This window comes from Prosthecobacter sp., from assembly GCF_014879935.1.
Lineage (GTDB): Bacteria > Verrucomicrobiota > Verrucomicrobiia > Verrucomicrobiales > Verrucomicrobiaceae > Prosthecobacter.
In genome coordinates this window covers 1-23,284 of sequence record NZ_JACSRD010000227.1, presented here as the reverse complement: position 1 = coordinate 23,284, position 23,284 = coordinate 1, and the positions used below count along the sequence as shown (strand labels likewise).

Genomic DNA, 23,284 nt, shown 5'->3' with positions numbered 1-23,284 from the left:
GCACTTGGCAGTGGTCCTCTCTGAAGGTGACATCCAGCAGGTGGTGGGGCCGAGTTTTTCGATGTCATCCGCGAGCTCCCTGGCCTGGAGCGGCACGGGCGGCGGCGGGGAGTGCGGCAGCGGATCGTCGATCACCGGCGCCTTCTTGACCAGGTCGCCATGCCCATACTTGTGAAACAACATGAGGAGGTCGCGATAGCGCTTCAGGTTTTGAGGTTTGAAAGACAGGCTCATGCGGGGAAACGAGGGTCGGTTCATGCCCTCATGGGCCTATCGGGCGCGCGGCGCTTGGTGACCGTAGCCATGGCGGATTTTTCGGCCCGGCGGGTGCCACGGCCTGTTTTCCGCACATTTGTCGAAAAAAATGGCGTGTGAGGCATCCGGCGGCGGTGGCGGCTGCGATCCATGGGTGATCACCGATCAAGAACTCGACCCCACAAAGGAAGAGCAGACCAAGAAGTGATCGTCAGGCGCGAGACCTCCAACGGTCCCGCGCCTCTTGCTTTGCCCGCGACCTCCCGCCCATGCTGGATTTTTTCTCCAAACTGTTCGACACCAGCGGTTTTCCGCCGCGCTGGCATTGCGGGCAGTGGAGCGAGGCGCACGGATGGCTGCACATCATCTCCGATCTGGCGATCTTCGGTGCTTACGCGGCCATTCCAATCTCGATCACGGCTTACATCCTCTCCAAGAAGCAGGAGGTGGCGTTTCCGAAGCTGTACTACCTCTTTGCCGGCTTCATCCTGTCCTGCGGCTTCACGCATCTGGTGGAGGCGTCGATCTTCTGGCATCCGTGGTATCGATTCTCCGCGCTGGTGAAGGTGACCACCGCCGTGCTGTCGTGGGCGACGGTGGGTGCCTTGATCAAGATCCTGCCCGCAGCCATGCAACTGCCCGGCACGACCAAGCTGAACGAGCAACTGCGGCAGGAGGTGCGGGAACGCCAGGAGTCCGAGGCCGCGCTGCAGGAATCCTCCACACGGCTCGAGCTGGCGATGGAGCACTCGGGCGTGGGTGACTGGTCGTGGGATGAGGACACGCAGATGTGCCAGCTTTCGAAGCGTTCGGCGGAGATCATCGGGCTGCCCGGGCCGGGCGTGTACCCGTGGGGCGCTGTGCTGGATGTGGTGGTGCCGGAACATCGCGGCCACGTGATGGGATCATTCGGCAAGGCGGTGGAGAATGGCGCGGTGGTGGATGAGGAGTTCCTCATCGCGAAGAAGGACGGCCAGTCCTGGGTTTCCGCCAAAGGCAGGCGCGTTCCGGGGCCGAACGGCAAGCCGGGGCGGATGGTGGGCACGCTGGCGGATGTGACGGGGCGCAAGAAGGCCGACAAAGAGCGTGAGAGTCTGCTGGCGATGGAGAGCAAGGCCCGCCGGGAGGCCGAGGAGGCGAACCGGATGAAGGACGAGTTTCTGGCGGTGCTTTCACACGAACTGCGCGCGCCTTTGAACGCGATCCTCGGCTGGGCGCATCTGCTGAAGGACACGGACAGCCAGGAGGAACTCGCGGGAGGGCTGGAGGTGATCGAACGCAACACGCTGGCGCAGGCGAAGCTGGTGGAGGACCTGCTGGACATGAGCCGCGTGACCAGCGGAAAGATCCGGCTGGATCTGCAGGCGGTGGATTTGCGCACGATCATCAAGACCGCGGAGGATGCGATCCTGCCGAGCGCCACGGCGAAGAAGATCCGCGTGCTGTGCGTCGTCGATCCGCGTGCCAGTCCGGTGCGGGGCGATCCCTCACGGCTGCAGCAGGTGCTGTGGAATCTGCTGACGAACGCGGTCAAATTCACGCCGGAAGGCGGGAAGATCGAGGTGGTGGTGGCGCGTGTGAACTCGCACGTGGAGATCAGCATCAGTGACACGGGCATGGGCATCGCGCCGGACTTCCTGCCGCACGTGTTTGACCGCTTCCGCCAGGCGGACTCCACCATCACTCGGAAATATGGCGGCCTGGGGCTCGGTCTGGCGCTGGTGCAGACGCTAATCGAGATGCACGGCGGCAAGGTGACGGCCGAAAGTCCGGGGCCGGGGCAGGGGTCCACCTTCCGCATCTCCCTGCCGCTGCCGGTGGCCACGCTGGAACTCGGGGGGGGCTCGCATGCATCCCGCAGCGGAAGAAGCGACGAAGGAGGGCGACCCCGACCCCACCGATCTCACCGGTGCCAAGGTGCTGATCGTGGATGACGAGGCCGACAACGGCGAGATGCTGCGGCGTCTGTTCACCAATCACGGCGCGGAGGCCGTCGTGGTGCTCACTGCGGCCCGAGGGCTGGAGGAACTCAGCCGACAGGCCTTCGATGTGATCGTGAGCGACATCGGCATGCCGGAGATGGACGGCTTTGAATTCATCAAGGAAGTGCGTGCGGGCAAATCAGGCGAAAACCGCCAGATCCCGGCGCTGGCCCTGACGGCATTCGCACGGCCGGATGACCGCCGGCGGGCGATGATCGCGGGATTTGACACCTTCCTCTCGAAGCCGGTGGACACGGACGAACTGCTGGCCGTGCTGCATCGATTCGTCAGCCGTGACCGCTGAAGGCAGGTGTGCCTCAATCAATAATACACGAGCCGCTTCTCCTGGGGCTTGGTCTTGCGATCCTGCGAGCGTGGCAGGCGGTCAAACAAGCGTCTCAGCCGGTCGAAGGCGTTGTTCCATGCGGCGTCATGGTTGTCGCGTGAACGGGCGTCCGGCAGATCGGAGTGGGTGAGCCGCAGTTCGGTGATGCCGGGCTCCTTGGCGCGGAATTCGACCGTGACGACGCTGACCACGTCCTTCCATCCGGGATCATCGGCCCAATACCAACTGAAGACGAGCTTCTCATCCGGGCGCACCTCACGGAACTTGCCACGGGCGGTGAGGGTGATGTTGCGGGCCGGTGTTGTCGCCCACAGCAGCATGCCGCCGCGGCGGACGTCCCACTCGAACTCCTGCGTGACGAATCCATCGGGCTCCCACCACTGGTTGAGGAGGTTCAGGTCGGTCCAGGCATCGAAAAGCTGGGCGCGGGAGGTCTCAAACAGTTGGGAGATCTGGATGGTCGTGGCGGAAGGCTGGGGCATGTTCGGGGCTGAGTGAAGAACTCATCGCCATTCGCCGCCGGATTGGACGGGTCAAAGTTGCATCCAAAATGTCTTTTTTGGGCTGTGGATGCCAACGTGTCGCTTGGGTTACCCCTCCATCGCCGTGACCCACTCGATGGCGAATTCCACCATCTTGTCCGCGTCCTTGAAGCCGAGCTTCTCCTTGATGTGCGTACGGTGGGTTTCGATGGTCTTCACGCTGAGGTGCAGGGACTCGCCGATCTCCTTGGTGGTCTTGTTGCGGCCAAAGAGCTGCAGCACCTCCAGTTCGCGGTCGGACAGCTTGTCCACGGGCGAGCCGAGGTCATCCGTGCTGCCGGCGATGCTTTTGAAGATGAGCTTCTCGCTGAACTGCGGGCTCACATAGATTCCGCCGCCGAGAACCTTGCGCACGGCATCCAGGATCGTCTCCATGGCCTGCTGCTTCATCACGTAGCCCTTGGCTCCCGCCCGCAACGCCCGCAGGGCGTAAAGCGACTCGTCATGCATCGAAAGCATGAGGATGAGCAGCTTCGGCTGCTCGGCCAGCATGTGCTTGATCAGTTCGATGCCGTTGGTGCCGGGCATGGAGACATCCAGCAGCACCATGTCCGGCTTGAGCTGGCGCATGGCTTCAAGGGCGAGCTGGGCGTTCGGTGCCTCGCCGCAGATGACGAGGTTCGACTCCTGGCCGAGATACTGGCAGATTCCATGTCTGAACACGGGATGGTCATCGACGACGAGCAGACGCTTGCCAGCCGTGACCACACTTGGTACACGCGGAGCGGCAGGGGCTAGGGTGTTCATGAGTTACGTGCGGGATGCGCCTCCACGGCGCTGACGAAAGGGCGTTGCATTTCCACCACTTTCGCAATTGCACGGGCATCTGGTTGTCCCGATTTCCAACACACAATGAACGCTGTGAAAAGGCCGGATGATTGAGGCCTCCGCCCTCGGAAAAGCACATCCACCGCCGCCTGCGATGCCGAAACACATGAAGAACGATTCATCCACCCATGCCATCCTCATCCTCATCCTCAAGCTCACCTGATGCCGTTCCATTGAAGGAACTGGCCGCGGAAAAGGCCGGTGTCCTCCATCCTGACGACAGCGTGGAGACGGCCGGCGAACGCATGCGCGAGCATGACGCCTCCATGTGGCCCGTGGCGGAAGATCGCAAGCTGGTGGGCATCATCGACAAGGAAAACCCGGACTGGCAGATCGGCGGCCACGGCCATGACCCGAAAGACTGGCAGGTCGGCCACATCATGAGCCGCGATCTGCTTTACTGCCATGAGGATGACGATTGCGCGACGGCCCGCCAGTTGATGGAGACGCATGACCTGAGCTACCTGCCCGTGGTGGATCGCGACATGCGCATCGTCGGCATCTTCAGCCGTGAGGAGATTCAGGAGAAAGCCGAAGCGAAGCATTCACCCCAACCTCAAACTTCAAAACGATCATGAGCGCAGACACCGTACTTCCCACCCGCCTCCGCGCGGGCGCTCCCGGCCTCGGCCAGGGCAGCCAGATTGAAATCGAACAACGTGCCGCCGAACTCGCGATGAGTGACGGCCGCGAACTCATCTCCGATGCCGACCTCGCCATGGCGCAGCCGAACTCGCCGGAGGCGGCACCACCACGGAGGCACCGGAGGCCGATGAAATGCTGGAGCAGGTGACGACCTGGGACGAGCCGCCGACACAAACGGGGCACCTCGTGCCCACGCCACCGCTCGATGATGAAAACGCCATCGCCGAGCAGCTTGTGGATGACGGTCTCGAAGAAGCCGATCACGACATCCGCGTGGCATCGGAGACACCGCCCGCGCGGCGTCAATCGTAGCTGTGCTGGGTGGTGTAAAAGGCGGTCTGCGGCCCGACGAAGCGATAAACCTCGCAGAATCCGGCACTCAGCAGCGCATCGGCCGCCTCCTCCGCCCGCACCGTGCCCCGGCCTGACTCGTAGAGCACGACGGGCCGCGTCTTGCGCAGGCGCAGGGCGGAGATTTGCTCGAGAAAGTCAGTGTGGGCCAGAAAGGCGGCCGAAACACCCCACTGGCTGGCGGCGGGATCGTGATCGGGCTGCACTTCGATCAGCGCAAAGGGGTGATCGTCTTCCGCCCACTGCGCCAGGCTTCTGCGATCGATGGTGGGAAGCTGGTGGAGCGTCATGACGGTTGGTTCGGATCAGATGGGCGGTCTTCCCCACCCGCTGGGTAAGCAGGCGGGCCATACACGGTGAAGGCGAACACGTGTGCATCGCTGTCATTGTAGAAGCGGTGCTTTGTGCCCGCGGGAATGAGGATGCACTGGTTGGGTTCAAGCGTGGTGCGCTCATGCCCGACCTCAGCCACGACGCTGCCCTCCAGCACGAGGAGGATCTGGTCGCTATGAGGATGCGTCGCCAGTTTGTCGGACGAGGCCGCTCCGGGTTCGAGCCGCATCGTGGCCGTCTGGGTGCGTTCGGTCGTCTGGAGGATGCAGAACTCCTCCGACGACCTTTGAATGCGGGTCACGTTCATCGCCTGTGCCGGTCAGTAGCGGCGGTAGGTGGTGGTTTCCGTCGTTTCGGTCATCGTGGTGGCCGGAACACCGGATGAATAGAGCGGCCGTGTCTCCTCTGTGACGGTGGTCGTCGTGGTAGGCGTGTCGTCATCGTCGTCATCGAACGAGACACAGGCCGGCAGGGGCAGCAGGCCGCCCAAGCCGAGAAGGAGGATCAAGGTACGTGTTTTCATAGCATCTCAGTTCGTCGAGGAACGCGTCGATGCGCGTCGTGGGCAGCGCGGCGTGGCGGGCCTGAGGCAACGATCCGCCCTGCGCCTGATGAGGGCGGTGAAACGGTGCAAAATGCAATTTTCCCCCAAAGGAACAAGACCGTGCGACGGCACAGAAGCGAATGAGTCACCGTCACGCCTTCCCGCCGCCGATTTCTTCATGATTCACTTCCGATGCACCTGCGGAAACGCCCTCTTTTTCGAAAACACCGCCTGCCTGCAATGCGGTGCCGCGGTCGGTTACGATCCCGGTGGCAATGAGATGCGGCCGCAGGGGGGCGCGTGGGCACTGTGCCGGAATGGAACCGACTTTGTCGCCTGTAACTGGCTGGTGCCGGCAGGCGATCCCGCCTTCTGTGCGGCCTGCCGCCTCAATCGCACCGTGCCCGATCTGACGGTGCCCGAGGCTCTGCAGCAGTGGCGGCGGATGGAGGCCGCCAAGCGTCGCGTGATCTACAGCTTGTTGCGGCTCGGGATCGCTCCGGTGGATCAGCGGGAGGATGAGTCCGGCCTGCTGTTTGACTTTCTGGCTCCGGTCGATGGCCAGCCGGTGATCACGGGGCACAAGGAAGGCGTGATCACGCTGAACATCCTCGAGGCGGACGATGTGTATCGCGAACGGGAGCGGCATGCGTTGGGCGAACCCTATCGCACGCTGGTGGGCCACTTCCGGCATGAGCTGGGTCATTACTACTGGGACCGCTTCCTCGGCGGTCGTGACGAGGGCGATCCTTTGCTCGCCGAGTTCCGCACGTTGTTTGGGGATGAACGCGAGGACTACGCCGCCGCCTTGGAGCGGCACTACAGCGGCGGGCCGCCCGCGCCAGCGTCCGCCACGCACATCAGCAGCTATGCGGCGGCACATCCGTGGGAGGACTGGGCCGAGACCTGGGCGCAGTATCTGCATGTGCTCGATGGAGTGGAGACGGCGCAGTCATTTGGCTGGGCCAGCGAGAACATCCCGCTGCCCTTCACGCCTTTCACACCCGCCGAGGTGCTGGCAAACGGTCACGGAGCCAGTTCGGTGTTTCTCAAGGCGGTGGGCCGCTGGGTGCGGCGCTCACAGGCAGGCATCGAACTGGTGCATGGGGCTGGCAGCGAGGCGGAGTTCCTCGATGTTTTGAACCGCTGGGCACGGCTGTCTCCCGCGCTTAACGAACTCGCGGCCAGTCTGGGCCACGCGACCTTCAATCCGTTCGTCCTTTCGGTGACGACGGTGCGGAAGATCCTTTTTGTCCACAAAGTCACGAGCCTCGCCAGGAAGAACTCGGCGAAGAGCCGGCGCACGCGACCGGCGGCTGCGTCCAGAAAGCCCGCCGCGGCGACGTGACCGTACCTGCATCCCTCCTCCCGCATTCCAATGAAAGCCACACACGACAGCCCTCCCGTCTCGTGTTATGGGAGCGGCATGGACACGAGCCCCTCTGCCGTCCCGTGGGCGAATCTGGCCGCCTTCTTCCGGCAGCACACCCATGATGTCCGCAACGACATCAACGGCATCGACCTGGAGATGGAACTGTTGCAGGAACTCCAGTCCGATCCCGAGGCGCTGGAGAGCATGAATCACATCCGGCAGCAGTTGCGCGGCATGGAGCAGCGGCTGCGCTCGCTTTCTGTCCTGTTTCACGAGCTTTCACCCGAGGCGTCGCCGATCGCGGCATCCGTGCTGCTGCAGATCTGGCGTGAGAAACATGCGGTGCTGCCGCAGGCGGGCGAGGTGGCGTGGGTGAATCATCTCGACGGGGAGACCGTGAATGTGGACGAGGAGATGATGGGCCGCGTGTTCATGGAGCTGCTGGACAACGCCGCCGCGTTCAGCGCGGGCGCCTTGGTGACGGTGACGGGGAAACTGGAGGACGGAATGGCGGTCTTCGAGGTGTCCGAGCCGAAAACAGCCGCTGTGGACCCGGCGGCATGGATGCAGCCCTTCCGTTCGACACGTCATGGCCACCACGGACTGGGATTGTGGACGGCGAGGCGCATGGCGGAGGCCAATGGTGCCTCGTTTGAGCAGCGTTTCGATGACAAGGCTGGCTGCCTGGTCACGCGTGTGGCGCTGCCGACCTGCGCATGAGCGGATGAGCATCAGGCTGCCGCATGCTGAGCACATCCGGGGGCTTGGCAGGAACCGATTAGCTGGTGCAAACCCACTCCCAGCAGGTACATGAATCCATTTCGCATCTGGCAAGGCAACCCATACCCGCTCGGCGCGACTTGTGATGCTGAAGGCACCAATTTCGCGCTGTTCAGCGAGCATGCGGAGGCTGTCGAGCTCTGTCTGTTTCATCCGGATGATCCCACGCGGGAGGTGGCGCGGCGCAGGCTGGTGGAGAGGACCGACCACGTGTTTCACGGGTACCTGCCGGATGTGAAGGCCGGAATGCTTTACGGTTATCGCGTGAAAGGACCGTGGCTGCCCGAGGAAGGGCATCGCTTCAATCCGAACAAGCTGCTGCTCGATCCTTATGCCAAGGCGATCACCGGAGGCTTCACGTGGCAGGATGAGATGTTCGGCTACCGCATGGGCGGGAATGAGGACCTTGAGATGGACACCCGTGACAACGCGTCCCTGATGCCGCGTTGCGTGGTGGTGGACGACCAGTTTGACTGGTCCGGCGACCGCCGCATCGACCGCCCGATGTCGGAGACGGTGATCTATGAGCTGCATGTGAAGGGCTTTTCAAAGCTGTGGAAAGCTTTGCCGGCGAAACTGCGCGGCACTTATGCCGGGCTCGGTTCCCCGCAGGCGGTGGAGTACTTCCGCAAGCTCGGCGTCACCGCGGTGGAGCTGCTGCCGGTGCATCACTTCGTGAATGACAGCTTTCTCGAGGGTCGCGGGCTGACGAACTACTGGGGCTACTCGTCCATCGGCTACTTCGCGCCGGATTCACGCTATTCATCCGGAAAGACCAGCGGCCAGCAGGTGGTGGAGTTCAAACAGATGGTGAAGAACCTGCACGCCGCCGGCATCGAGGTGATCATGGACGTGGTGTACAACCACACGGCCGAAGGAAATCATCTGGGGCCGACACTGTCCTTCAAAGGCATCGACAACGTGAGCTATTACCGCCGTGTGCATGATTCGCCGCGCCATTACATGGATTACACCGGCACGGGAAACACGCTGAACATGCGCCACCCGCGTGTGCTGCAACTGGTGATGGATTCGCTGCGCTACTTCGCCGTCGAATGCCGTGTGGACGGCTTCCGCTTCGATCTGGCGTCCACGCTGGCGCGTGAGCTGCATGATGTGGACAAGCTCAGCGGCTTTTTTGACATCATCCACCAGGATCCGGTGCTACAGCAGGTGAAGCTCATCGCGGAACCGTGGGATGTCGGCGAGGGCGGCTATCAGGTGGGCAATTTTCCCGTCGGGTGGGCGGAATGGAACGGCAAGTATCGCGACTGCACCCGTGCCTACTGGCGCAGCGACGATTCGCAGGTGGCAGAACTGGCCGCACGCCTCACCGGCTCCAGCGATCTCTATCAAGACGACGGCCGCAGGCCCTATGCGAGCATCAACTTCATCACCGCGCACGATGGATTCACGCTGCACGACCTCGTCACCTACAACGAGAAGCACAACGACGCGAACGGCGAGGAAGCGCGTGATGGCGACAACATCAACCACTCGTGGAATTGCGGTGTCGAGGGCGAGACCGATGACGCGACCGTGAACGCATTGCGCCGCCGGCAGAAACGCAATTTCCTGGCCACGCTGTTCCTGTCCCAGGGCGTGCCGATGATCTGCGGTGGGGACGAATACGGCCGCACCCAGCAGGGCAACAACAACGCCTACTGCCAGGACAACGAGATCAGTTGGTTCCAGTGGGAACGCACGGAGGAGCAGGAACGGCTGGCGGAGTTCACCGCGGGACTCATCGCGCTGCGCCGCAAGCATCCGACTTTCCGCCGCCCGAAGTTCTTCCAGGGCCGCAAGGTGCGCGGGGCGGACATCAAGGACATCATGTGGCTGAATCCGGACGGCGGGGAGATGAGCGATGAGGAGTGGAACACGCACTTCGTCAAGACGCTCGGCGTGATGCTCACCGGCGGTGCCCTCGATGTGCGTGACTGGCAGGGCTCCCCGGTGAAGGACGACACCTTCCTGATGCTGCTGAACGCCTCCCACGATGGCGTGTCCTTCACGCTGCCGAATCATGGCGCCCGTGAATGGACCGTGTGCATCGACACGAATGACGAACGGGGCTTTGTGTCACCACAGCCGGTTCACAAGGCGGAGACGCAGCTCATGCTGCCGGGGCTCAGCTTCATTTTGCTGCGCCGCACCTGCCCTTGAGGCACCATGTCAGGCGCCCGCCCTAACCGGACATGAGGCGCATTTTCCGTCACGGCACACACGGCCGGCATGAAACGCGGAGGCGAACTGTGCGGCACCCTGCAACCCCAATACCTCTTTATGAAACTGCAAACACTTCAGGACCTCTTCGTCCACGAACTCAAAGACCTCTACAGCGCTGAGAACCAGCTCGTCAAAGCACTGCCCAAGATGATGAAAGCCGCCAGCAATGAGGAGCTGCGCTCCGGATTCGAGGCGCATCTGGAAGAGACCAAGGAACACGTCAGCCGCCTGGAGCAGATCGCGCAGACGTGCGAGATCAAGCTCAGCGGCCATCGCTGCAAGGCCATGGAAGGCCTCATTGAGGAAGGCAGCGAGCTCATCAGCGAGGACGCTGAGAACACCGTGCGCGACGCCGGCCTCATTGGCGCGGCCCAGCGCGTGGAGCACTACGAGATCGCCGGTTATGGCACCGCACGCGCCCTGGCGGAGTGCCTTGGCTATGATGATGCGGTGGAGCTGCTCGGCCTCACGCTCGATGAGGAGAAGGCCACCGACGAGAAACTCACCGAACTGGCTGAGAACACGATCAACGCCGAGGCCGCCGCCGTCGGCGCTGGCGAGGAATGATCCGGCCCTGATCCACAAAGCAAACTCAGACGCGGAAAGGGCCCGGATCGCCCTTTCCGCGTCCCCATATCCCCCCAGCCATGCCCACCTGCGAAACCTGCGGAAATGATTACGAGAAAGCGTTCACAGTGACCTTGAACGACGAGGCGCACACCTTCGACAGCTTCGAGTGCGCCATCCAACGCCTGGCACCTGTCTGCGGGCACTGCCAGTGCCGCATCATCGGCCATGGTTTTGAAACCGACGGGCGGATCTACTGCTGCGAGCACTGCGCCCGCAATGCCGCCCCGGAATGACCTGCGGAAATAAGGGTTTGCCTGACTGAGCGAGCAGGCCCCCTCCCGATTGTCGAGACTCAGAGGCCCATTCATCATCAGCACCCAATGACAACCAAAACACGCCCCCAAGCCAAGAGCCCTGGTGCCTCGAAAACGAGCGCGCCCCGCAGCAAAAAGGCCGGAATTTCCTCCGGGCCGACCACGGCCGCATTCAGTGAGGCCAGCACCGCCGTGCCTGCCGTTTCCCGGGAACACATCGCCGCTCGCGCCTACGTGATCTGGCAGCAGAAAGGCTGCCCGGAAGGCTGTGACGCGGAGAACTGGCAGCAGGCTGAGCAGGAGCTCTCCGCGCAGAGTTTCACCCGCTGATCCGCCTTCACGTTTCATCTTTCAATGACGTCCTTCATCCATCGCGAAGAGACCCTCTCGGAGGCAGTCGCGGACCAGGACTACCTCCGGTGGCTGGCTGAAGATGCCACCAACTGCGGGCCGGACGACCGGCGGCCTGCAGGAGCCGTCGGCCGCGATGAAGGGCCTGTTTGCAAGCCCACGCCTGAGAAGGGCCTCCGCCCCGCGTCCTAGTCACCCCCCAACACCCCCATGTCGAACCACCAACAACTCCAAGCCTGCGCCTGGCGCTGCCCGTGGAAGGGCACGAAGATGTGCGCCCAATGCCTGTTGAACTCCCAAGCCCTGGCCGACGGCCGGGTGACCCTGGGAGTATTGTGCGGTTTGAAGTATCTCTACCAGCCGCACAGCCTGCCGCCTTGCATCAAAGGCACCGTGGTGGACTGGTCCGGGCCCGGCATGGCGGAGGTGGCCGCCGTCGCGGCATGATTTTCATCCCAAGTGGCCGCCTGAAGCCGTCAATGGCCCGCGTTGAGGCGGTGACCGCCTCAAATTTGATTGTGTGAAGTCTGCGAAAACTTTGTTTATCTTGTCTGCATCAGAGTGATTGAACTGATTCCTGCGAACACCGACCTCCATGGTTAAAGTCCCGACTCCCGCACCTGGACCCGCAAAGAAGGAGACACCTGCCGGTGTCGCGAAACGGCGTGTGTTGATCGTGGATGATCATCCGATCTTCCGCGACGGCATCAGCCAGCTCATCAATCACCAGCCGGACCTGGAAGTCTGCGGTGGCGTCTGCTCCGCCGCTCACGCCCTTTCAGCCGTGGACCAGTTCAAGCCCGACATCATCGTCGTGGACATCTCGATCCAGGGCACCAACGGCATCGAACTGATGAAATCGATCCGGGCCCAGCATCCGAACCTGCCGGCGCTCATGGTTTCCATGCACGACGAGAACACCTACGCGGAGCGGGCCCTGCGGGCCGGAGCGCGTGGTTACATCATGAAGGAGGCGGAGCCGGAAAAGGTCATCGATGCCATCCGCCGCGTCCTCAGCGGCGGCCTCTACCTCAGCGAAGCCATCGGCGGGCGCCTGCTGGACACTTTCCTTCGCGGACGTGGCGACCACGTGGGCACCTCCGCCGTGGATCAGCTCAGCGACCGCGAGCTGGAGGTCTTCCGTGCGATTGGTGAAGGCCGTGGCACCCGTGAGATCGCCCGCAGCCTCTTCCTCAGCGTCAAAACCGTGGAGACACACCGCGCCCACATCAAGGAGAAGCTCAATCTGCAGACCGCACCCGAGCTGGTGCGGGCAGCCGTCGAGTGGGTCAATCGCGAGGCGAACCTGTAGTCCGCGCAGCCGGTCCAGTGCTTCAGTTATCGCATGCGGAATGTCTTTCCAGCAGGGAGAAGGCCAGGCCGGTGGCGAAGCCGGTCCAGAACATCGTCGTGGGATCGTGCAGCAAGCCGCGCCAGGCGCTGGTGGCGTGTCTGCCGCTCGTGGGCGGTTCCTCAGGATGGAGCACGGTCGGCTGACGGATGGCGCCGCCTTCGTTGACCATGGCTTCGGCTTCCAGTTCAGTGGTTCGGAGATAGCAAACAGGTGAATTGAGTTTCATGACAAAGAACCTCCAAGGGGGGAAGGGGATTCGCCGTCGGTGTCAGGCGGGTGGCGGGACAAGGACCGATGAATCAGGGTGGTGATGCTTGGCATTCACCCCTTTCCGGACCGTCCGCGGCCACGTGGCGTGGCACTTCCGGCAGTAACAGAGCTTTTTGAAGACGCCCAGGTTGCTCATCCATTCCATGAACAGCGGCGTGATGAATTTCCGGCTGAACTGCGGATACTCCACGGCGAAGGAGCCGCATTCCGGGCAGGAGTACACCAGCGAGGCCACCTGCGGGTCGGCTTTTTCGAATTCGATGAGCAATTCGACCGCGCGGGAGTAATCCGCGCCTTTCACCATCACCTTGTAGCTGGCTTTCGGCTGTGTCAGAAAGACAAAGGTCTGCACATTGCGCTCGTCGTAGATCTGGCTTTCGATCCCGCGTTTCTCCAGCTCCGCGCGGCAGTACTCCGCGGCGTAGTGGCCGTCAAAACACGCCAGGTCGATGAAGTCGGCGGATTTGGTGAGAGGTTCGGCTTCCACTTGCATCATCCTCACATCGCCTGCCAGCGACGCTCCGGTTGTGCCGCGCCTCGTTTTGTCACGCTGGAAACCAGTTCCGGCCCTGCTGGATGGCTGTCACCGCCTCCACGAGCTGTTCGAGGGACGCCTCCTTCGGGATGAAGCCACGCGCGCCACAGGCGGCCGCGCGTTCGGGATAGCTCTGGTCCTCCTTGGCGGACACGATCAGCACGGGCAGCTTGGGCAGCTCCGCCAGGATCTCCTGGGTGAAGCTGAAGCCGTTGCCATCGGGCAGCGAGACATCCATCACCAGGAAGTCCGGCGGTGAGCGGTGCAGCTTGTCACGGGCCTCCGTGAGCGATGACGCCGTCCACGCCATGACCATGTCAGGCGCGTCTTCAACGAGGGTGACAAAGACGCCGCGGATGATCGCGTGATCATCCACCACAGCCAGTCTCAGCGGATTGGTGAGGGGCTGCGGGGGCAAGGTGACGGGCTTACGTTGCGTTTCGACGGTCATGGGATTTCTCGGCCGGTTTGGAAGTTTGCGTCACGCTGGCGCGGCCGCTGAAGGTCGCGCCTTCTTCGATCGAAAGCGTCTTTGCGCTGATGTTTCCGACGACGATCGCCGTCGTCTTCACCTCGCAGCGGTCCTGCACGATGATGTCGCCCTCCACGCTGCCGAAAACGAGGGCGCTGCCCGTTTGCACGGTGCCTTTGACCACGGCCTTCTCACCGATGACGAGATGGCCGTTCGAGGTCACATCACCCTCGATCCTGCCTTCCAGCAGCAGTTGCTGCGAGAATTTCAGGGAGCCTTTGATCTCGACATTCGCAAAGAGCCTGTTCATCGGCGGGAATCAAAGTCGGGGGTGACGCATGGTCTGAGGAATCGCTTCTCCAGCAGCGCACGGTCTTATCAAAGTCGGAACGTGTTTTGACACTCGTGGCACAAGCATACGACCGCCTGAAGCACAGCCCTCGAATCCTCGGTGAACCCTGAAAAAGAACACTCATGAAATCACTTCCTCCTCTTCTCTGCGTCCTCGGTTTTGCCTGCCAGCCGCTGAACGCGCAAAACAAATCATCCGGCAAGGACGACGTGGTCGTCGTGCGCCCGGCTGTCGTCGTGGTCGATGCCAAGGAGCAGCGCCGGCAGCTCTCCATGGCGCCCAAAGTCGTGGTGGTCCCGGCGCCAGCCCCCCGGACCACGGTGGTGGAGCCCGGCAAAGGTGCGCGCAGCTATGACGCCAGCCGCAACGTGGTCGTCGTGGTCCAGCAGGATCAAAGCGTGGAGCTGCCTTACGTCACGCTGCCGGTGCTGTTCGAAAAAGAAACGGCCGAACTGCTCGACAAGGAATCACGCGCCGCGCTCGACCAGATGGCCGGCGTGATCCTCGAAGTCAGCAAGAGTTCCCCGGGCGCGATGTTTGACATCGAGGGCCACACCAGCACCGAAGGCACGGAGGAATTCAATCTCCAGCTCTCCGCCGACCGCGCACGCCGTGTGTTCGAGGAGCTGACCCAGCGCTATGGCATCCCTGCCAGCGTGTTGAGCGCCCATGGCTATGGCGAGAACTTCCCGCAGCATCCCCAAGGCTCGGAGAAGGAGAAGCAGCTCGACCGCCGCGTGCTGGTGGTCAGAACGAAATGAACACGCTCTCAGTCCGCACCGGCGCGTGGCGTGGCGAGCTCCTTCAAACCCTCCGGAGTGAAATCACGGTCCGTGTAAGCCACGCCACGCCGCAGTCGCGATCCGTCGATCTCGGTGGAGGACGCCCGTTGCGGGCTGGTGACGGTCAGATTGGCGGGAAGATGGCGGCCATCGTCGCTCACGACGCGCGTCGTTTCGATCCGGCGCATCAGTTTGCCTGCGGACGAGTATTTTTCGATGCGCAGCGGCACCAGGCGTCGCGTGTCGATCCAGCTTCGCACCACGGCGTAGGGCGAGCGTTCGCCGCGACCGGGACGGGATTCGAGGATCTGGCACGTCGTCCGATCCACGACCTCGCTGCCCACGATGGCTTGCTGGTCCCAGGCGAAGAAGTTGTCGATCACATCGGCATAACAAAGGTCGCTGCCGAAGAGAGGTTCCTTCAACTGGGCCGGTTCGATGGCACGCAGGGTGTTCGGCGGCACGAACAAGGTGCCCCGGGCCGCGTCACCCGGTGATTTGCGCAGCAGCACGGATTCACCGGCACGTTCCTTCGGCCACAGGATCTGATAGACGATGTCCGTGCCGGAAGACGTGCGACGCTGTTTGATCTGAAGTTGGAGCGACTCCCTGGCGGCGGCGTGAATCTCCATCTTGAGCCGCACATGGGAGTTTCCATCCTGCTGCAGGGCGTTGAGCCGGGCGGCAAGTTGAGATGCGGACATCGCGGTGTCGTCAGCCAGCGAAAAGGAAGCGACGCAGGCACAGGCAAACGCCGTGGAGAGGCGGTTTTTCATGAGGTTTGGAGGTGAGAAGTCAAATCAGCCCTGCAAAGCAAGGCTGGGCGTCAGACGCGAGCTGCGCCAGGCCGGATACAGCCCGCTGAGCACGCCCACGCCGATGGAGATCGTCACCGAGGTCACGAACAGCCGTGGGCTTAAATCTGGATCAAGCAGACCTCGGATGCCCGGCAGTCCGTGAATGGCCTTAACACCGAGAACTCCGATCAGCACGCCCACCATGCCGCCCAGCAGTCCCAGCAGCGCGGATTCGCCCAAAATCATGAGCATGATGCGCCGCCGCCGCCAGCCGATGGCCAGCAGGATGCAGATCTCCTGCTTCCGCTCGAACACGGTCATGAGCATCGTGTTCATCACGCCAAGCACTCCCATGATCACTGCGAGCAGCGACGTGCTCCAGCTCATTGCCTGCACGAAGCGATAGGCCTCGCTGCTGGCGATGTGTTCGCCTGCGGACATGGCTTTCGCTTCCGGAACAACACGGTTGATCGCCTCGCACACGCGCTGGATCTCCTCCTCGCTGGAGCCAGGCTTCACGCGGACGTCGATGATGTTGATCCTGCCCTCGTTGCCGGTGATTTCCTGCATCAGATCCAGGGAGAGCATCACCGAGCCGTTTTCCACCAAGGCTCCGCCATCCACGATGCCGACGACTTTGAGCTCACGGATGTCGATCTGGATCGGATCACCGACTTTTTTCTTCAACGTCTCCGCCGCCGTGCGGCCAAGAACGACCGCGGGCTCCGTGGCGTCGTTTGGCATGCGCCCCGACACGATCTTCAGGTGATTCCACGAGAAGCCGCCCCATTCACGCGCGGAAACGATCAGCATGGGCGAATCCTCCACGCTGGTGAAATCGACAAACAAGGCGCAGGTGTCGGTGACGCCGGGGACGGCGGCCACGCGGTCACGCACGGAGGCGTCGAACGGCTTTGGCGTGATGCCGCTGCCCAGCGTGCTGACCACGATGTCGATGTGACGCGTGCGCATGCCGACATTCCAGCTCGTTTCAAAGCCACGCGACACGCCGACCAGCGCCACCACGGCCGCGATGCCGATGGAGATGCCGAACAACGTCAATCCGGTGCGCACAGGCCGGCGCATCAGGCCGCGAACGATGATGGTCGGGAAAGTCATGGCCGCAGCGCTCCTCTCAGGTCGTTGATGACGCGTCCATCCTTCATCTCGATCATGCGCGAGGCCTGGCGGGCGATGCTGAGGTCATGCGTGACCAGGATCAGCGTCATCTTCTGCTCACGGTGGATGCGGATGAGCAGTTCAAGGATCATCACCGCATTTTCGCTGTCGAGATTGCCCGTGGGCTCGTCAGCAAGCAGCACGGAGGGCTGGTTGGCGAGACTGCGCGCGATGGCGACGCGCTGACGTTCGCCACCAGACAATTTGGCCGGGAAATGATCGGTCCGGTGTTCGAGACCGACGGATTTGAGAAGACTGGCGGCACGCTCGCGCCGTTCGGAGGCCTTCGTCGTCGTTTCCAGCATCGGCAGTTGCACGTTTTCGACCGCGGTGAAGGTCGGCAGCAAATGAAAGGCCTGGAAGATGAAACCGATCTCGCGTGCGCGGTAGGTGGCCGCATCGAGCCCGTGCAGCATTGATTTGCCGCGATACTTCAGCTCGCCCGAACTCGGGTGATCCAGCGCTCCGAGCATCTGTAACAGCGTTGTCTTGCCACAACCGCTCGGGCCGATGATGGAGACAAACTCGCCCTCCGAGATGCGCAGGTCCACGCCCCGCAGCGCCTGCACGCGCCCGTCATCGAATTCCTTTTGCAGCCCGACGGCTTCAAACAGGCACGTTTGCGGCGTCGCCGCGTTGGAGGCGGCGGCATTCATGAGGTTCTGGCGCTGGACCTGCGCCACTGCGCACCGACGCGCGGGTCGTTCAACGAGCGGAGCAAATGAACCAGCGCGTGCGAGTAACTGCGGAACGGTGGACGCTCGTCCGGTGTGCGCGGCTGCAATTCATCGGCCAGAGGTGGCAGTTCGGCGTGTGGGATGCCGGCATGCATGTGATGCAGGCCATGAAACGGCTCGTGCAGCAACGTGAACGCCACCAGACGGCCCGTCCATCCTCGCGCGACGATGCTGCGGGTCGAGCCGTTCACCGTGCTTCCCGTCAGTCCCACGTGCTCGATGTATTTGCGCCAGCTTTGCAGATTGGCGGCGATCCACGCAGGCACGAGATACATCCAGAGGAAGAAATGCCAGCCATCCAGCCAGGCGACGGCGGACAGGATCGAAGTCCACACCACCCCGATCAGTCCCAGCTCCATCCAGATCCGCCTTCTCACCTTCCGGCTGCGGATGGGCGAGCCCTGGCGCAGGAAGATGCGCAGAAACAAGAACGGCAGGAAGACCAGGCCCATCGTCAATTCGATGATCGCCGCCGTGATGCGCAGCCAGCGCGGCTTTCCAGTGTGAACGAAGGGCCACAGTTCCTCATCGCGTTCCGTGGCCAGGTGCATGTGGTGCAATTGATGCGCGGCTCGATAGAGGCTGAAGCTCATGAAGCTCAAAACCCCGAGCAGAACGCCGTCGAACTCATTCAGGCCGCGATTGCGGCGCAGCAGGCCGTGTGTCGCCTCATGGAAGCCGACGGCGGCACCGTGCATCAGATGGCTGATGACCAGAACGAGCGGGACAATCAGCCACAACGAGGCATGACTTTGCAGAAGTCTCCAAAGCAGCACCTCCAGGCCGAGAAACAGCAGAATCACCACCTGGAATGCCGAACGGCTCAGCCAGTGAGGCTCGTGCGGTTCCATGGTTGTCGTGCTTGTTTCCATGGCATTCACGCTGCGGTCATCAAGGCCGAGGTCAGGATCTCCGGCGACCGGCACACGCCGGTGAGCGTCGCCTGATAAAGGCGGTGCAGATCGTGGATGTCGGTGGCGGCGAACATGTTCTCCCGAAACAGCCACACGACCTCCAGCGCATCGCCTTCCTCCGTGACTTCGCAGGCCAGTTCAAAGCGGAAGGTGCCCGTGGAGCCCATGCTGAGCCGCAGGCCGAGGTTTGGCATGTTCACCTCCGGCACCGGATGGTTCTGTAGCGCGAAACGCACTTCAAACACCGGATTGCGGCCGGGCTCGGGCCTGTCGTTCATCAGCTTCGCCAGTTCAACGAAAGGCATCGCATTGGCGAAGGCATCCACGGCGGATTGGTGGGCCTCACGCAGGCTGTCAGTGAATTTGCGCGCACGATCGATGCTGCCACGCAGCGGAACGATGCCAGCGCAGTAACCCATCGTCTCGCGGATGTTGGGACGATTGCGATTGGCGACGGGAGTGCCCACCAGGATGTCGTCGGAGCCTGTCCAGCGTGAGAGCGTGATCTGAAATGCCGCCAGCAAGGTGCTGAACAACGTGGCACCGTTGCGCCGGGCGAGATCACGCAGCGCACGACCGAGATCGGCCGGCAGTTGCGTGACCCAGCGACCGCGTGGACCACGAGCAGCGGGCGGATTCTTCCAGAGCCGTGTCGTGTCTGCGAGCGCAGGCTTCCAGAATGCGGCGCGTTGCTCGATTTCCGCAGGCGTCCAGAACGCACGCTCGGTCGCGCCCCAGGCGGAGTACGAAAGCGGCACCGGCGGCAGGGCTGCCTGCGGTGACTGGATGCCGAGCAAGTAGGCGGCGAACAAGTCCTGCACAAACACACCGAGCGTCCATCCATCGGCGATGGCGTGATGAATGGAAAACACCAGCACGTGGTCGTCCGGTGCGACGCGCAACACCTCCGAGCGATACAGTGGCCCCGCCACGAGGTCGAAGGGCCGCTGGAAGATCTCCTGCGCGGCTTCTTCAATGGCCTCCGGCCGCGCTTTCGATGATGGCAGGTCGCGAAAAATGAGCGAAGGCCGGCTGCTGCGCCGGATCAACTGCATCGGCCGTTCCTTGCCGGGAATGAATGAAAGGCGAAACACCTCCTGCCGGTCCACCACCTTGTGAAAAGCCGCCTCGCAGCGTTCCGGCGTGATCGGGCCGCGCACACGGATGAAGGCGCAGATGTGGTTCGACACATCCCCGGGAGGCACGGGTGATGCCTCCCAAAGCTCGCGCTGGGTCAGAGTCAGCGGCTGCAGGCGTGCTTCTCCGCTTTCCAGCCACTGTTTCAGACGTGCTCGACTGTCTTGCGGCATGTGGATGATTCGGTCTCGTAGTTCCAGCTTTGCTCCTCGGCTTCGTGCGCGGCCTCGTCTTCCAGCAGACGGTCGATCTCCTCGTCGGAGAGGGCCTCAAGATCCACGTCCTCAGGCGGAGCCGGTTCTGGCGTGGGAATCGCCGCGGGTGCTGGCGCGGTGGTCGTTTTCGCACTGCCGCCGAGGTGTTCGGCGATCAAAGTCACGATCTGTCCGATCGTGCGTGCCCGCATGAGGCTGGCCGGTGGCAAGGCCACGCCAATGGCACGGTCGATGGAGTTCTCGATCTCCACCGCCATCAGCGAATCAAGGCCGAGGTCGGTGAGCGGCTGGTCATCGCGCAGCGATTCCGGCTTCACCCGCAAGACACCGCCGATCACATCACGCAGCGCCTGGCTGATGATGCCGGTGCGTTCGTCCGCTGCCGCGGATTCGATCTTGAGACGCCAGTCACTGCGTCCGCCGCTGGATTCGGCGCTTTCGACACCGGCCGCGAAGATGTGCTCCAGCAGCGGGCTTTCCTGGCTGCCACGGAAGGACTGACGCCACTTGGCCCAATCCGCCCGCAGCGCGATGGCCTGCGCCGTGCCGGCATTGAGGAAGGTCTCCAGCAGCAGCACTTCGTTCGGCGCGAGCGGAATCGTGCCCTGACGGGCGAGATATTCGGCCACACGTTCATTGCGTGCCACGTAACCTTCACCGCCGAGAGCGCCCCAGTTGATGGTGAGCGCTGGAAGGCCGAGCGCATGGCGATGGTGGGCCAGCGCGTCGAGGAAGGCATTGGCTGCGGCGTAGTTGGCCTGGCCGGGATTGCCAAAGATGCTCGAAACGGACGAGAACATCACGAAGCAGTCCAGATTCATGCCACGCGTGCCTTCATGCAGCAGCCAGGCGCCGTTGGTCTTCGGCGTCCGCCGCACTATGAGACGATTCCTCCTTATGACGCTCTCTACGCTCGCGGTGTTGGCGGCCATGACCTACCGAGTTGAGCACCACTCTCGGTATCATTATGACAGCCTCAGGCAGGAGAGATTTGTCACCACAAGGATTCTCGGTATTCCTGTTCACACTAAAACTGCCGAGCCGCACGACCCATTCTCAGGAGTGTATCTGCAGATCATGTTGAGACCGCCGGACGAGAAGAGATGGCGGGTGATGTGCCCCGATTTCGTCCGCTCGCCCTTTTCGGCCATGAACATCTGCTATGGCTTTGGGCTCTCGTATCGAGAGCGGCGTGAATTGATCGAGACAGTTTTCGCCAGATTCATTGATGACCATGACCGAGTCCGTGCGGCATCATTTCTTGCGTCCATTGATGCTGTTCTACCTATGCCAGCCGACCCCAACAAGGAGCCTGACATCGCTGCTATTGACGACTTGCGGGATTCTCTTGGCCTCGAAAGACACATCCAAACGCCATGAGGCCGAACCCTCAAGTTAGCTTTGAATCGGGCGTCGATGGGTGAGGATGAGGTCTTGAGTGTCCTGGCCCGACTTCAAAGGTAACGGTTGTTGAACAAGCCCGTGGTGGAGCCTCCACCGCACTTCGCCGAAGCGTGGGGCCTTTTGCGGTTTGCTTTGGCGTGCTTGTGGCTCTGAGGCTGCGGCTCGCCGTGTTTCTCGGTGCCTTGCAACTCTCTCAGTGGCTGATGATGCAGGCGGCGCTGCGTTGGCACGGCTTGCTGGCGGCCTGAACGACCCTGGAGGGTGCGTTTGGATGCGCTCACGTCTTTCCACGACATGGCGCGGCCTGCTCCGCTGATGTGGGAGTTGTGATGATGACGTGGCTGTGTCGGGATGATGGTCATGCGCTGGAAACGGGCGGCGGGGCGCGAGGCTCGGAAGCGCCGCGTGCGCCCAGCCCGTCTCGGCTTGAGTTGCCCATTCACGTCCCTCTTTTCTTCTCCAGCCCGCGATAGACGCCGAAGTCGTTGAAGAAGAACTTTTTGGCGAGCCAGTACATCCAGTGCTTTTCGGGGATCTCCTCGCCTTCGCGCCATTGGCTGGTGCGCGGGGTCATGCTCTCGATCTCGGCCATGGCGGTCTGGCGGATGGTGCTGTCCTTGGCGGTGTGCTTCGTGACGACGGCCTTCACGAGGTCCGGGCGCTCGAGGACGATGCAGCCGCGGGTGTTTTCGGCGGCGATGGTGCGGAAGTCGCGCAGGAACTCGCTTTTGGTGAAGACATCAAAGAGGTCGTCGCTGGTGCGGACGCTTTCCTTGGCGAACTGGATGATGGGGCAGGGCTCGATGGCGCCGGTGGGGCTGATGTGGTGGCTGATGCCATTGGCCATGGGGCAGAGGGCCTGGCCCTGGTGGTCGTAGTAGGCATCGACGATGGCGATGGGCAGCTTTGCCCGCATGTTGACGACGAAGCGGCGCACCTGGGTGATCTGATCGGGCGTGAGGGCGAGCTCGGCGCTGATTTTCGGCCCGACGGGGCGGTAGGTGTGATACCAGGCGTAGTGGACGCCCATGTCGATGAGACGGCGCAGCCAGGTCTCGGTGAGGAGGTCGTCGATGTTCGTCTTGCAGAGGCTGGTGGCCACGCCGGTGAGCACTTTGGCATCGAGGCAGTTTTGCAGGCCTTTGAGCGTGCGGGTGAGCACGTCCGTCTTGCCGCGGCGCTCGTTGCTGACGACCTCGGTGCCCTCGATGCTGACGAGCGGGGTGATGTTCCCGAGCTGGCGCATGGCGGTGGCGGCCTTTTCGGTGATCATCTGGCCGTTCGTGAAGACCTGGAAGTAGGCGTCCGGGTGCATGGCGAGGAAGTCGAAGAGCTCCGGGTGCATGAAGGGCTCGCCGCCGAGGATGCCGAAGAAGGCATTCCCGCGTCGCTTGGCGTCGTTCACGATCTTGTTCAGCTCGTCGAGATTCAGCGACTCGCGCGGCTTATCGACATCGACCCAGCAGCCCTGACAGCGGAGGTTGCAGGAGTTCAGGATGGAGATGTAGAAGAAGGGCGGGAAGAACTGGCCCTGCTTCATGCGCTGCTTGTGCAGCATCACCGAGCGCGCCCCCTTGTAACCGAAATTCCAGCCGATCTTCGCCAGGCAAAGCGGATCGACGGTGCGCAGGATGCGGGAGGTGAGGGAGGTGAGGGAGGTGAGGGAGGTGAGGGAGGTGAGGGAGGTGAGGGAG

General features: G+C 62.6%; 33 protein-coding genes and 1 pseudogene. 16 read left to right on the top strand and 18 right to left on the bottom strand.

The genetic code is table 11. From position 1 onward, the window contains the following. Positions 1 to 234, bottom strand: a pseudogene (locus tag IAE77_RS26610) (hypothetical protein); the annotation flags it as partial. A 290-nt stretch (positions 235 to 524) separates the two neighbouring features. On the opposite strand from IAE77_RS26610, the gene IAE77_RS26605 reads away from it, so the two are divergent. Both IAE77_RS26605 and IAE77_RS26600 read left to right on the top strand, forming a co-directional pair. Then, positions 525 to 2,189, top strand: coding sequence for a sensor histidine kinase (locus tag IAE77_RS26605; protein WP_294233432.1), 1,665 nt, complete (start codon positions 525 to 527; stop codon positions 2,187 to 2,189). Further along, positions 2,104 to 2,541, top strand: a complete 438-nt coding sequence (locus tag IAE77_RS26600) for a response regulator (protein WP_294233429.1) — start codon at positions 2,104 to 2,106, stop codon at positions 2,539 to 2,541. Before IAE77_RS26605 ends, IAE77_RS26600 begins: the two co-directional genes overlap by 86 nt. 17 nt (positions 2,542 to 2,558) lie before the next feature. Here the strand turns inward: IAE77_RS26600 and IAE77_RS26595 are convergent, their stop codons facing one another. Both IAE77_RS26595 and IAE77_RS26590 read right to left on the bottom strand, forming a co-directional pair. Continuing rightward, positions 2,559 to 3,065, bottom strand: coding sequence for an SRPBCC domain-containing protein (locus tag IAE77_RS26595; RefSeq protein WP_294233426.1), 507 nt, complete (start codon positions 3,063 to 3,065; stop codon positions 2,559 to 2,561). Between the two features lie 108 nt (positions 3,066 to 3,173). After that, positions 3,174 to 3,872 carry a response regulator transcription factor gene (locus IAE77_RS26590; RefSeq protein WP_294233423.1) on the bottom strand — a complete coding sequence of 233 codons (699 nt, stop codon included), beginning with the start codon at positions 3,870 to 3,872 and terminating at the stop codon, positions 3,174 to 3,176. 209 nt (positions 3,873 to 4,081) lie between these two features. Here IAE77_RS26590 and IAE77_RS26585 point away from each other — a divergent pair, with 209 nt between their 5' ends. From IAE77_RS26585 to IAE77_RS26575, 3 genes are read left to right on the top strand one after another with little or no spacing between them, the layout of a single operon-like run. Continuing rightward, positions 4,082 to 4,531, top strand: a complete 450-nt coding sequence (locus IAE77_RS26585) for a CBS domain-containing protein (RefSeq protein WP_294233420.1) — start codon at positions 4,082 to 4,084, stop codon at positions 4,529 to 4,531. Further along, positions 4,528 to 4,746, top strand: a complete 219-nt coding sequence (locus IAE77_RS26580) for a hypothetical protein (RefSeq protein ID WP_294233417.1) — start codon at positions 4,528 to 4,530, stop codon at positions 4,744 to 4,746. The genes IAE77_RS26585 and IAE77_RS26580 overlap by 4 nt, the downstream gene beginning before the upstream one ends. A 38-nt stretch (positions 4,747 to 4,784) precedes the next feature. Then, a complete protein-coding gene (locus IAE77_RS26575) occupies positions 4,785 to 4,910 on the top strand; it encodes a hypothetical protein (protein WP_294233413.1) in 126 nt (41 codons plus the stop codon). On the opposite strand, the gene IAE77_RS26570 is transcribed toward IAE77_RS26575, so the two are convergent. Genes IAE77_RS26570 through IAE77_RS26560 form a run of 3 tightly spaced genes read right to left on the bottom strand, consistent with a single transcriptional unit; the run spans position 4,901 to position 5,790 of the window. Then, entirely contained in the window at positions 4,901 to 5,239 is a 339-nt protein-coding gene (locus tag IAE77_RS26570; protein WP_294233410.1) for a rhodanese-like domain-containing protein, read from the bottom strand. The genes IAE77_RS26575 and IAE77_RS26570 overlap by 10 nt on opposite strands. Further along, complete coding sequence (locus IAE77_RS26565) at positions 5,236 to 5,589, bottom strand: cupin domain-containing protein (protein ID WP_294233407.1); 354 nt, start codon at positions 5,587 to 5,589, stop codon at positions 5,236 to 5,238. The genes IAE77_RS26570 and IAE77_RS26565 overlap by 4 nt, the downstream gene beginning before the upstream one ends. Positions 5,590 to 5,601: 12 nt before the next feature. Further along, on the bottom strand, positions 5,602 to 5,790 hold the full coding sequence (locus IAE77_RS26560; protein ID WP_294233404.1) for a hypothetical protein: 189 nt from the start codon (positions 5,788 to 5,790) through the stop codon (positions 5,602 to 5,604). Positions 5,791 to 6,004: 214 nt separating this feature from the next. Here IAE77_RS26560 and IAE77_RS26555 point away from each other — a divergent pair, with 214 nt between their 5' ends. The 9 genes from IAE77_RS26555 to IAE77_RS26515 all read left to right on the top strand — a co-directional run bounded on the left by IAE77_RS26555 (position 6,005) and on the right by IAE77_RS26515 (position 12,754). After that, complete coding sequence (locus IAE77_RS26555; RefSeq protein WP_294233401.1) at positions 6,005 to 7,174, top strand: putative zinc-binding metallopeptidase; 1,170 nt, start codon at positions 6,005 to 6,007, stop codon at positions 7,172 to 7,174. A 78-nt stretch (positions 7,175 to 7,252) separates the two neighbouring features. Further along, entirely contained in the window at positions 7,253 to 7,918 is a 666-nt protein-coding gene (locus IAE77_RS26550) for a hypothetical protein (protein ID WP_294233398.1), read from the top strand. 90 nt (positions 7,919 to 8,008) lie between these two features. Beyond that, positions 8,009 to 10,144, top strand: coding sequence for a glycogen debranching protein GlgX (glgX, locus tag IAE77_RS26545; RefSeq protein WP_294233395.1), 2,136 nt, complete (start codon positions 8,009 to 8,011; stop codon positions 10,142 to 10,144). A 120-nt stretch (positions 10,145 to 10,264) separates the two neighbouring features. Next, positions 10,265 to 10,774 carry a ferritin-like domain-containing protein gene (locus IAE77_RS26540; protein ID WP_345781023.1) on the top strand — a complete coding sequence of 170 codons (510 nt, stop codon included), beginning with the start codon at positions 10,265 to 10,267 and terminating at the stop codon, positions 10,772 to 10,774. An 80-nt stretch (positions 10,775 to 10,854) separates the two neighbouring features. Further along, positions 10,855 to 11,070: a hypothetical protein gene (locus tag IAE77_RS26535; protein ID WP_294233387.1), complete on the top strand. Its 216-nt coding sequence runs from the start codon at positions 10,855 to 10,857 to the stop codon at positions 11,068 to 11,070. A gap of 213 nt (positions 11,071 to 11,283) precedes the next feature. Then, positions 11,284 to 11,421 carry a DUF2934 domain-containing protein gene (locus tag IAE77_RS26530; RefSeq protein ID WP_294233385.1) on the top strand — a complete coding sequence of 46 codons (138 nt, stop codon included), beginning with the start codon at positions 11,284 to 11,286 and terminating at the stop codon, positions 11,419 to 11,421. A 24-nt stretch (positions 11,422 to 11,445) separates the two neighbouring features. Next, positions 11,446 to 11,634, top strand: coding sequence for a hypothetical protein (locus IAE77_RS26525; protein ID WP_294233383.1), 189 nt, complete (start codon positions 11,446 to 11,448; stop codon positions 11,632 to 11,634). An 18-nt stretch (positions 11,635 to 11,652) separates the two neighbouring features. Further along, the gene (locus tag IAE77_RS26520) at positions 11,653 to 11,889 is read left to right on the top strand and encodes a hypothetical protein (protein ID WP_294233380.1); all 237 of its coding nucleotides are present in this window, start codon (positions 11,653 to 11,655) and stop codon (positions 11,887 to 11,889) included. A gap of 148 nt (positions 11,890 to 12,037) precedes the next feature. Then, entirely contained in the window at positions 12,038 to 12,754 is a 717-nt protein-coding gene (locus IAE77_RS26515) for a response regulator transcription factor (RefSeq protein WP_294233375.1), read from the top strand. A 22-nt stretch (positions 12,755 to 12,776) separates the two neighbouring features. Here the strand turns inward: IAE77_RS26515 and IAE77_RS26510 are convergent, their stop codons facing one another. From IAE77_RS26510 to IAE77_RS26495, 4 genes are read right to left on the bottom strand one after another with little or no spacing between them, the layout of a single operon-like run. Beyond that, complete coding sequence (locus IAE77_RS26510) at positions 12,777 to 13,022, bottom strand: hypothetical protein (protein WP_294233372.1); 246 nt, start codon at positions 13,020 to 13,022, stop codon at positions 12,777 to 12,779. Between the two features lie 42 nt (positions 13,023 to 13,064). Then, entirely contained in the window at positions 13,065 to 13,553 is a 489-nt protein-coding gene (locus tag IAE77_RS26505; RefSeq protein ID WP_294233369.1) for a hypothetical protein, read from the bottom strand. Positions 13,554 to 13,611: 58 nt separating this feature from the next. Next, positions 13,612 to 14,052 carry a response regulator transcription factor gene (locus IAE77_RS26500; RefSeq protein WP_294233365.1) on the bottom strand — a complete coding sequence of 147 codons (441 nt, stop codon included), beginning with the start codon at positions 14,050 to 14,052 and terminating at the stop codon, positions 13,612 to 13,614. Beyond that, complete coding sequence (locus tag IAE77_RS26495) at positions 14,030 to 14,383, bottom strand: polymer-forming cytoskeletal protein (RefSeq protein ID WP_294233362.1); 354 nt, start codon at positions 14,381 to 14,383, stop codon at positions 14,030 to 14,032. Before IAE77_RS26495 ends, IAE77_RS26500 begins: the two co-directional genes overlap by 23 nt. Positions 14,384 to 14,547: 164 nt before the next feature. On the opposite strand from IAE77_RS26495, the gene IAE77_RS26490 reads away from it, so the two are divergent. Then, entirely contained in the window at positions 14,548 to 15,186 is a 639-nt protein-coding gene (locus IAE77_RS26490) for an OmpA family protein (RefSeq protein WP_294233358.1), read from the top strand. A gap of 8 nt (positions 15,187 to 15,194) precedes the next feature. Here IAE77_RS26490 and IAE77_RS26485 read toward each other — a convergent pair whose 3' ends face one another. From IAE77_RS26485 to IAE77_RS26460, 6 genes are read right to left on the bottom strand one after another with little or no spacing between them, the layout of a single operon-like run. Further along, on the bottom strand, positions 15,195 to 15,983 hold the full coding sequence (locus IAE77_RS26485; RefSeq protein WP_294233355.1) for an outer membrane lipoprotein-sorting protein: 789 nt from the start codon (positions 15,981 to 15,983) through the stop codon (positions 15,195 to 15,197). Between the two features lie 24 nt (positions 15,984 to 16,007). Beyond that, positions 16,008 to 17,123 (bottom strand): ABC transporter permease, encoded by a 1,116-nt coding sequence (locus IAE77_RS26480; protein ID WP_294233353.1) that lies wholly within the window; start codon positions 17,121 to 17,123, stop codon positions 16,008 to 16,010. Further along, entirely contained in the window at positions 17,120 to 17,839 is a 720-nt protein-coding gene (locus IAE77_RS26475) for an ABC transporter ATP-binding protein (protein ID WP_294233350.1), read from the bottom strand. Before IAE77_RS26475 ends, IAE77_RS26480 begins: the two co-directional genes overlap by 4 nt. Next, positions 17,836 to 18,771 (bottom strand): fatty acid desaturase, encoded by a 936-nt coding sequence (locus IAE77_RS26470; RefSeq protein ID WP_294233347.1) that lies wholly within the window; start codon positions 18,769 to 18,771, stop codon positions 17,836 to 17,838. The genes IAE77_RS26475 and IAE77_RS26470 overlap by 4 nt, the downstream gene beginning before the upstream one ends. A gap of 26 nt (positions 18,772 to 18,797) precedes the next feature. Then, the gene (locus IAE77_RS26465) at positions 18,798 to 20,144 is read right to left on the bottom strand and encodes a condensation domain-containing protein (protein WP_294233344.1); all 1,347 of its coding nucleotides are present in this window, start codon (positions 20,142 to 20,144) and stop codon (positions 18,798 to 18,800) included. Continuing rightward, the gene (locus IAE77_RS26460; RefSeq protein WP_294233340.1) at positions 20,117 to 21,118 is read right to left on the bottom strand and encodes a beta-ketoacyl reductase; all 1,002 of its coding nucleotides are present in this window, start codon (positions 21,116 to 21,118) and stop codon (positions 20,117 to 20,119) included. The genes IAE77_RS26465 and IAE77_RS26460 overlap by 28 nt, the downstream gene beginning before the upstream one ends. On the opposite strand from IAE77_RS26460, the gene IAE77_RS26455 reads away from it, so the two are divergent. Next, complete coding sequence (locus tag IAE77_RS26455; RefSeq protein WP_294233338.1) at positions 21,117 to 21,566, top strand: hypothetical protein; 450 nt, start codon at positions 21,117 to 21,119, stop codon at positions 21,564 to 21,566. The genes IAE77_RS26460 and IAE77_RS26455 overlap by 2 nt on opposite strands. Positions 21,567 to 21,640: 74 nt before the next feature. On the opposite strand, the gene IAE77_RS26450 is transcribed toward IAE77_RS26455, so the two are convergent. Together IAE77_RS26450 and IAE77_RS26445 are read right to left on the bottom strand one after the other, a co-directional pair. Next, complete coding sequence (locus IAE77_RS26450; RefSeq protein ID WP_294233336.1) at positions 21,641 to 21,952, bottom strand: hypothetical protein; 312 nt, start codon at positions 21,950 to 21,952, stop codon at positions 21,641 to 21,643. Between the two features lie 77 nt (positions 21,953 to 22,029). Beyond that, positions 22,030 to 23,187 (bottom strand): radical SAM/SPASM domain-containing protein, encoded by a 1,158-nt coding sequence (locus tag IAE77_RS26445; RefSeq protein ID WP_345781022.1) that lies wholly within the window; start codon positions 23,185 to 23,187, stop codon positions 22,030 to 22,032. Between the last annotated feature and the right edge of the window lie 97 nt (positions 23,188 to 23,284).

Excerpts from the sequence above, each read along its gene's own strand:
- IAE77_RS26605 (WP_294233432.1), top strand. The coding sequence starts at position 525 with ATGCTGGATTTTTTCTCCAAACTGTTCGACACCAGCGGTTTTCCGCCG.
- IAE77_RS26600 (WP_294233429.1), top strand. The coding sequence starts at position 2,104 with ATGCATCCCGCAGCGGAAGAAGCGACGAAGGAGGGCGACCCCGACCCC.
- IAE77_RS26595 (WP_294233426.1), bottom strand. The coding sequence starts at position 3,065 with ATGCCCCAGCCTTCCGCCACGACCATCCAGATCTCCCAACTGTTTGAG.
- IAE77_RS26590 (WP_294233423.1), bottom strand. The coding sequence starts at position 3,872 with ATGAACACCCTAGCCCCTGCCGCTCCGCGTGTACCAAGTGTGGTCACG.
- IAE77_RS26585 (WP_294233420.1), top strand. The coding sequence starts at position 4,082 with ATGCCATCCTCATCCTCATCCTCAAGCTCACCTGATGCCGTTCCATTG.
- IAE77_RS26580 (WP_294233417.1), top strand. The coding sequence starts at position 4,528 with ATGAGCGCAGACACCGTACTTCCCACCCGCCTCCGCGCGGGCGCTCCC.
- IAE77_RS26570 (WP_294233410.1), bottom strand. The coding sequence starts at position 5,239 with ATGACGCTCCACCAGCTTCCCACCATCGATCGCAGAAGCCTGGCGCAG.
- IAE77_RS26565 (WP_294233407.1), bottom strand. The coding sequence starts at position 5,589 with ATGAACGTGACCCGCATTCAAAGGTCGTCGGAGGAGTTCTGCATCCTC.
- IAE77_RS26555 (WP_294233401.1), top strand. The coding sequence starts at position 6,005 with ATGATTCACTTCCGATGCACCTGCGGAAACGCCCTCTTTTTCGAAAAC.
- IAE77_RS26550 (WP_294233398.1), top strand. The coding sequence starts at position 7,253 with ATGGACACGAGCCCCTCTGCCGTCCCGTGGGCGAATCTGGCCGCCTTC.
- glgX (WP_294233395.1), top strand. The coding sequence starts at position 8,009 with ATGAATCCATTTCGCATCTGGCAAGGCAACCCATACCCGCTCGGCGCG.
- IAE77_RS26540 (WP_345781023.1), top strand. The coding sequence starts at position 10,265 with ATGAAACTGCAAACACTTCAGGACCTCTTCGTCCACGAACTCAAAGAC.
- IAE77_RS26535 (WP_294233387.1), top strand. The coding sequence starts at position 10,855 with ATGCCCACCTGCGAAACCTGCGGAAATGATTACGAGAAAGCGTTCACA.
- IAE77_RS26525 (WP_294233383.1), top strand. The coding sequence starts at position 11,446 with ATGACGTCCTTCATCCATCGCGAAGAGACCCTCTCGGAGGCAGTCGCG.
- IAE77_RS26520 (WP_294233380.1), top strand. The coding sequence starts at position 11,653 with ATGTCGAACCACCAACAACTCCAAGCCTGCGCCTGGCGCTGCCCGTGG.
- IAE77_RS26515 (WP_294233375.1), top strand. The coding sequence starts at position 12,038 with ATGGTTAAAGTCCCGACTCCCGCACCTGGACCCGCAAAGAAGGAGACA.
- IAE77_RS26510 (WP_294233372.1), bottom strand. The coding sequence starts at position 13,022 with ATGAAACTCAATTCACCTGTTTGCTATCTCCGAACCACTGAACTGGAA.
- IAE77_RS26500 (WP_294233365.1), bottom strand. The coding sequence starts at position 14,052 with ATGACCGTCGAAACGCAACGTAAGCCCGTCACCTTGCCCCCGCAGCCC.
- IAE77_RS26495 (WP_294233362.1), bottom strand. The coding sequence starts at position 14,383 with ATGAACAGGCTCTTTGCGAATGTCGAGATCAAAGGCTCCCTGAAATTC.
- IAE77_RS26490 (WP_294233358.1), top strand. The coding sequence starts at position 14,548 with ATGAAATCACTTCCTCCTCTTCTCTGCGTCCTCGGTTTTGCCTGCCAG.
- IAE77_RS26485 (WP_294233355.1), bottom strand. The coding sequence starts at position 15,983 with ATGAAAAACCGCCTCTCCACGGCGTTTGCCTGTGCCTGCGTCGCTTCC.
- IAE77_RS26480 (WP_294233353.1), bottom strand. The coding sequence starts at position 17,123 with ATGACTTTCCCGACCATCATCGTTCGCGGCCTGATGCGCCGGCCTGTG.
- IAE77_RS26475 (WP_294233350.1), bottom strand. The coding sequence starts at position 17,839 with ATGAATGCCGCCGCCTCCAACGCGGCGACGCCGCAAACGTGCCTGTTT.
- IAE77_RS26470 (WP_294233347.1), bottom strand. The coding sequence starts at position 18,771 with ATGGAACCGCACGAGCCTCACTGGCTGAGCCGTTCGGCATTCCAGGTG.
- IAE77_RS26465 (WP_294233344.1), bottom strand. The coding sequence starts at position 20,144 with ATGCCGCAAGACAGTCGAGCACGTCTGAAACAGTGGCTGGAAAGCGGA.
- IAE77_RS26455 (WP_294233338.1), top strand. The coding sequence starts at position 21,117 with ATGACCTACCGAGTTGAGCACCACTCTCGGTATCATTATGACAGCCTC.
- IAE77_RS26460 (WP_294233340.1), bottom strand. The coding sequence starts at position 21,118 with ATGGCCGCCAACACCGCGAGCGTAGAGAGCGTCATAAGGAGGAATCGT.
- IAE77_RS26450 (WP_294233336.1), bottom strand. The coding sequence starts at position 21,952 with ATGACCATCATCCCGACACAGCCACGTCATCATCACAACTCCCACATC.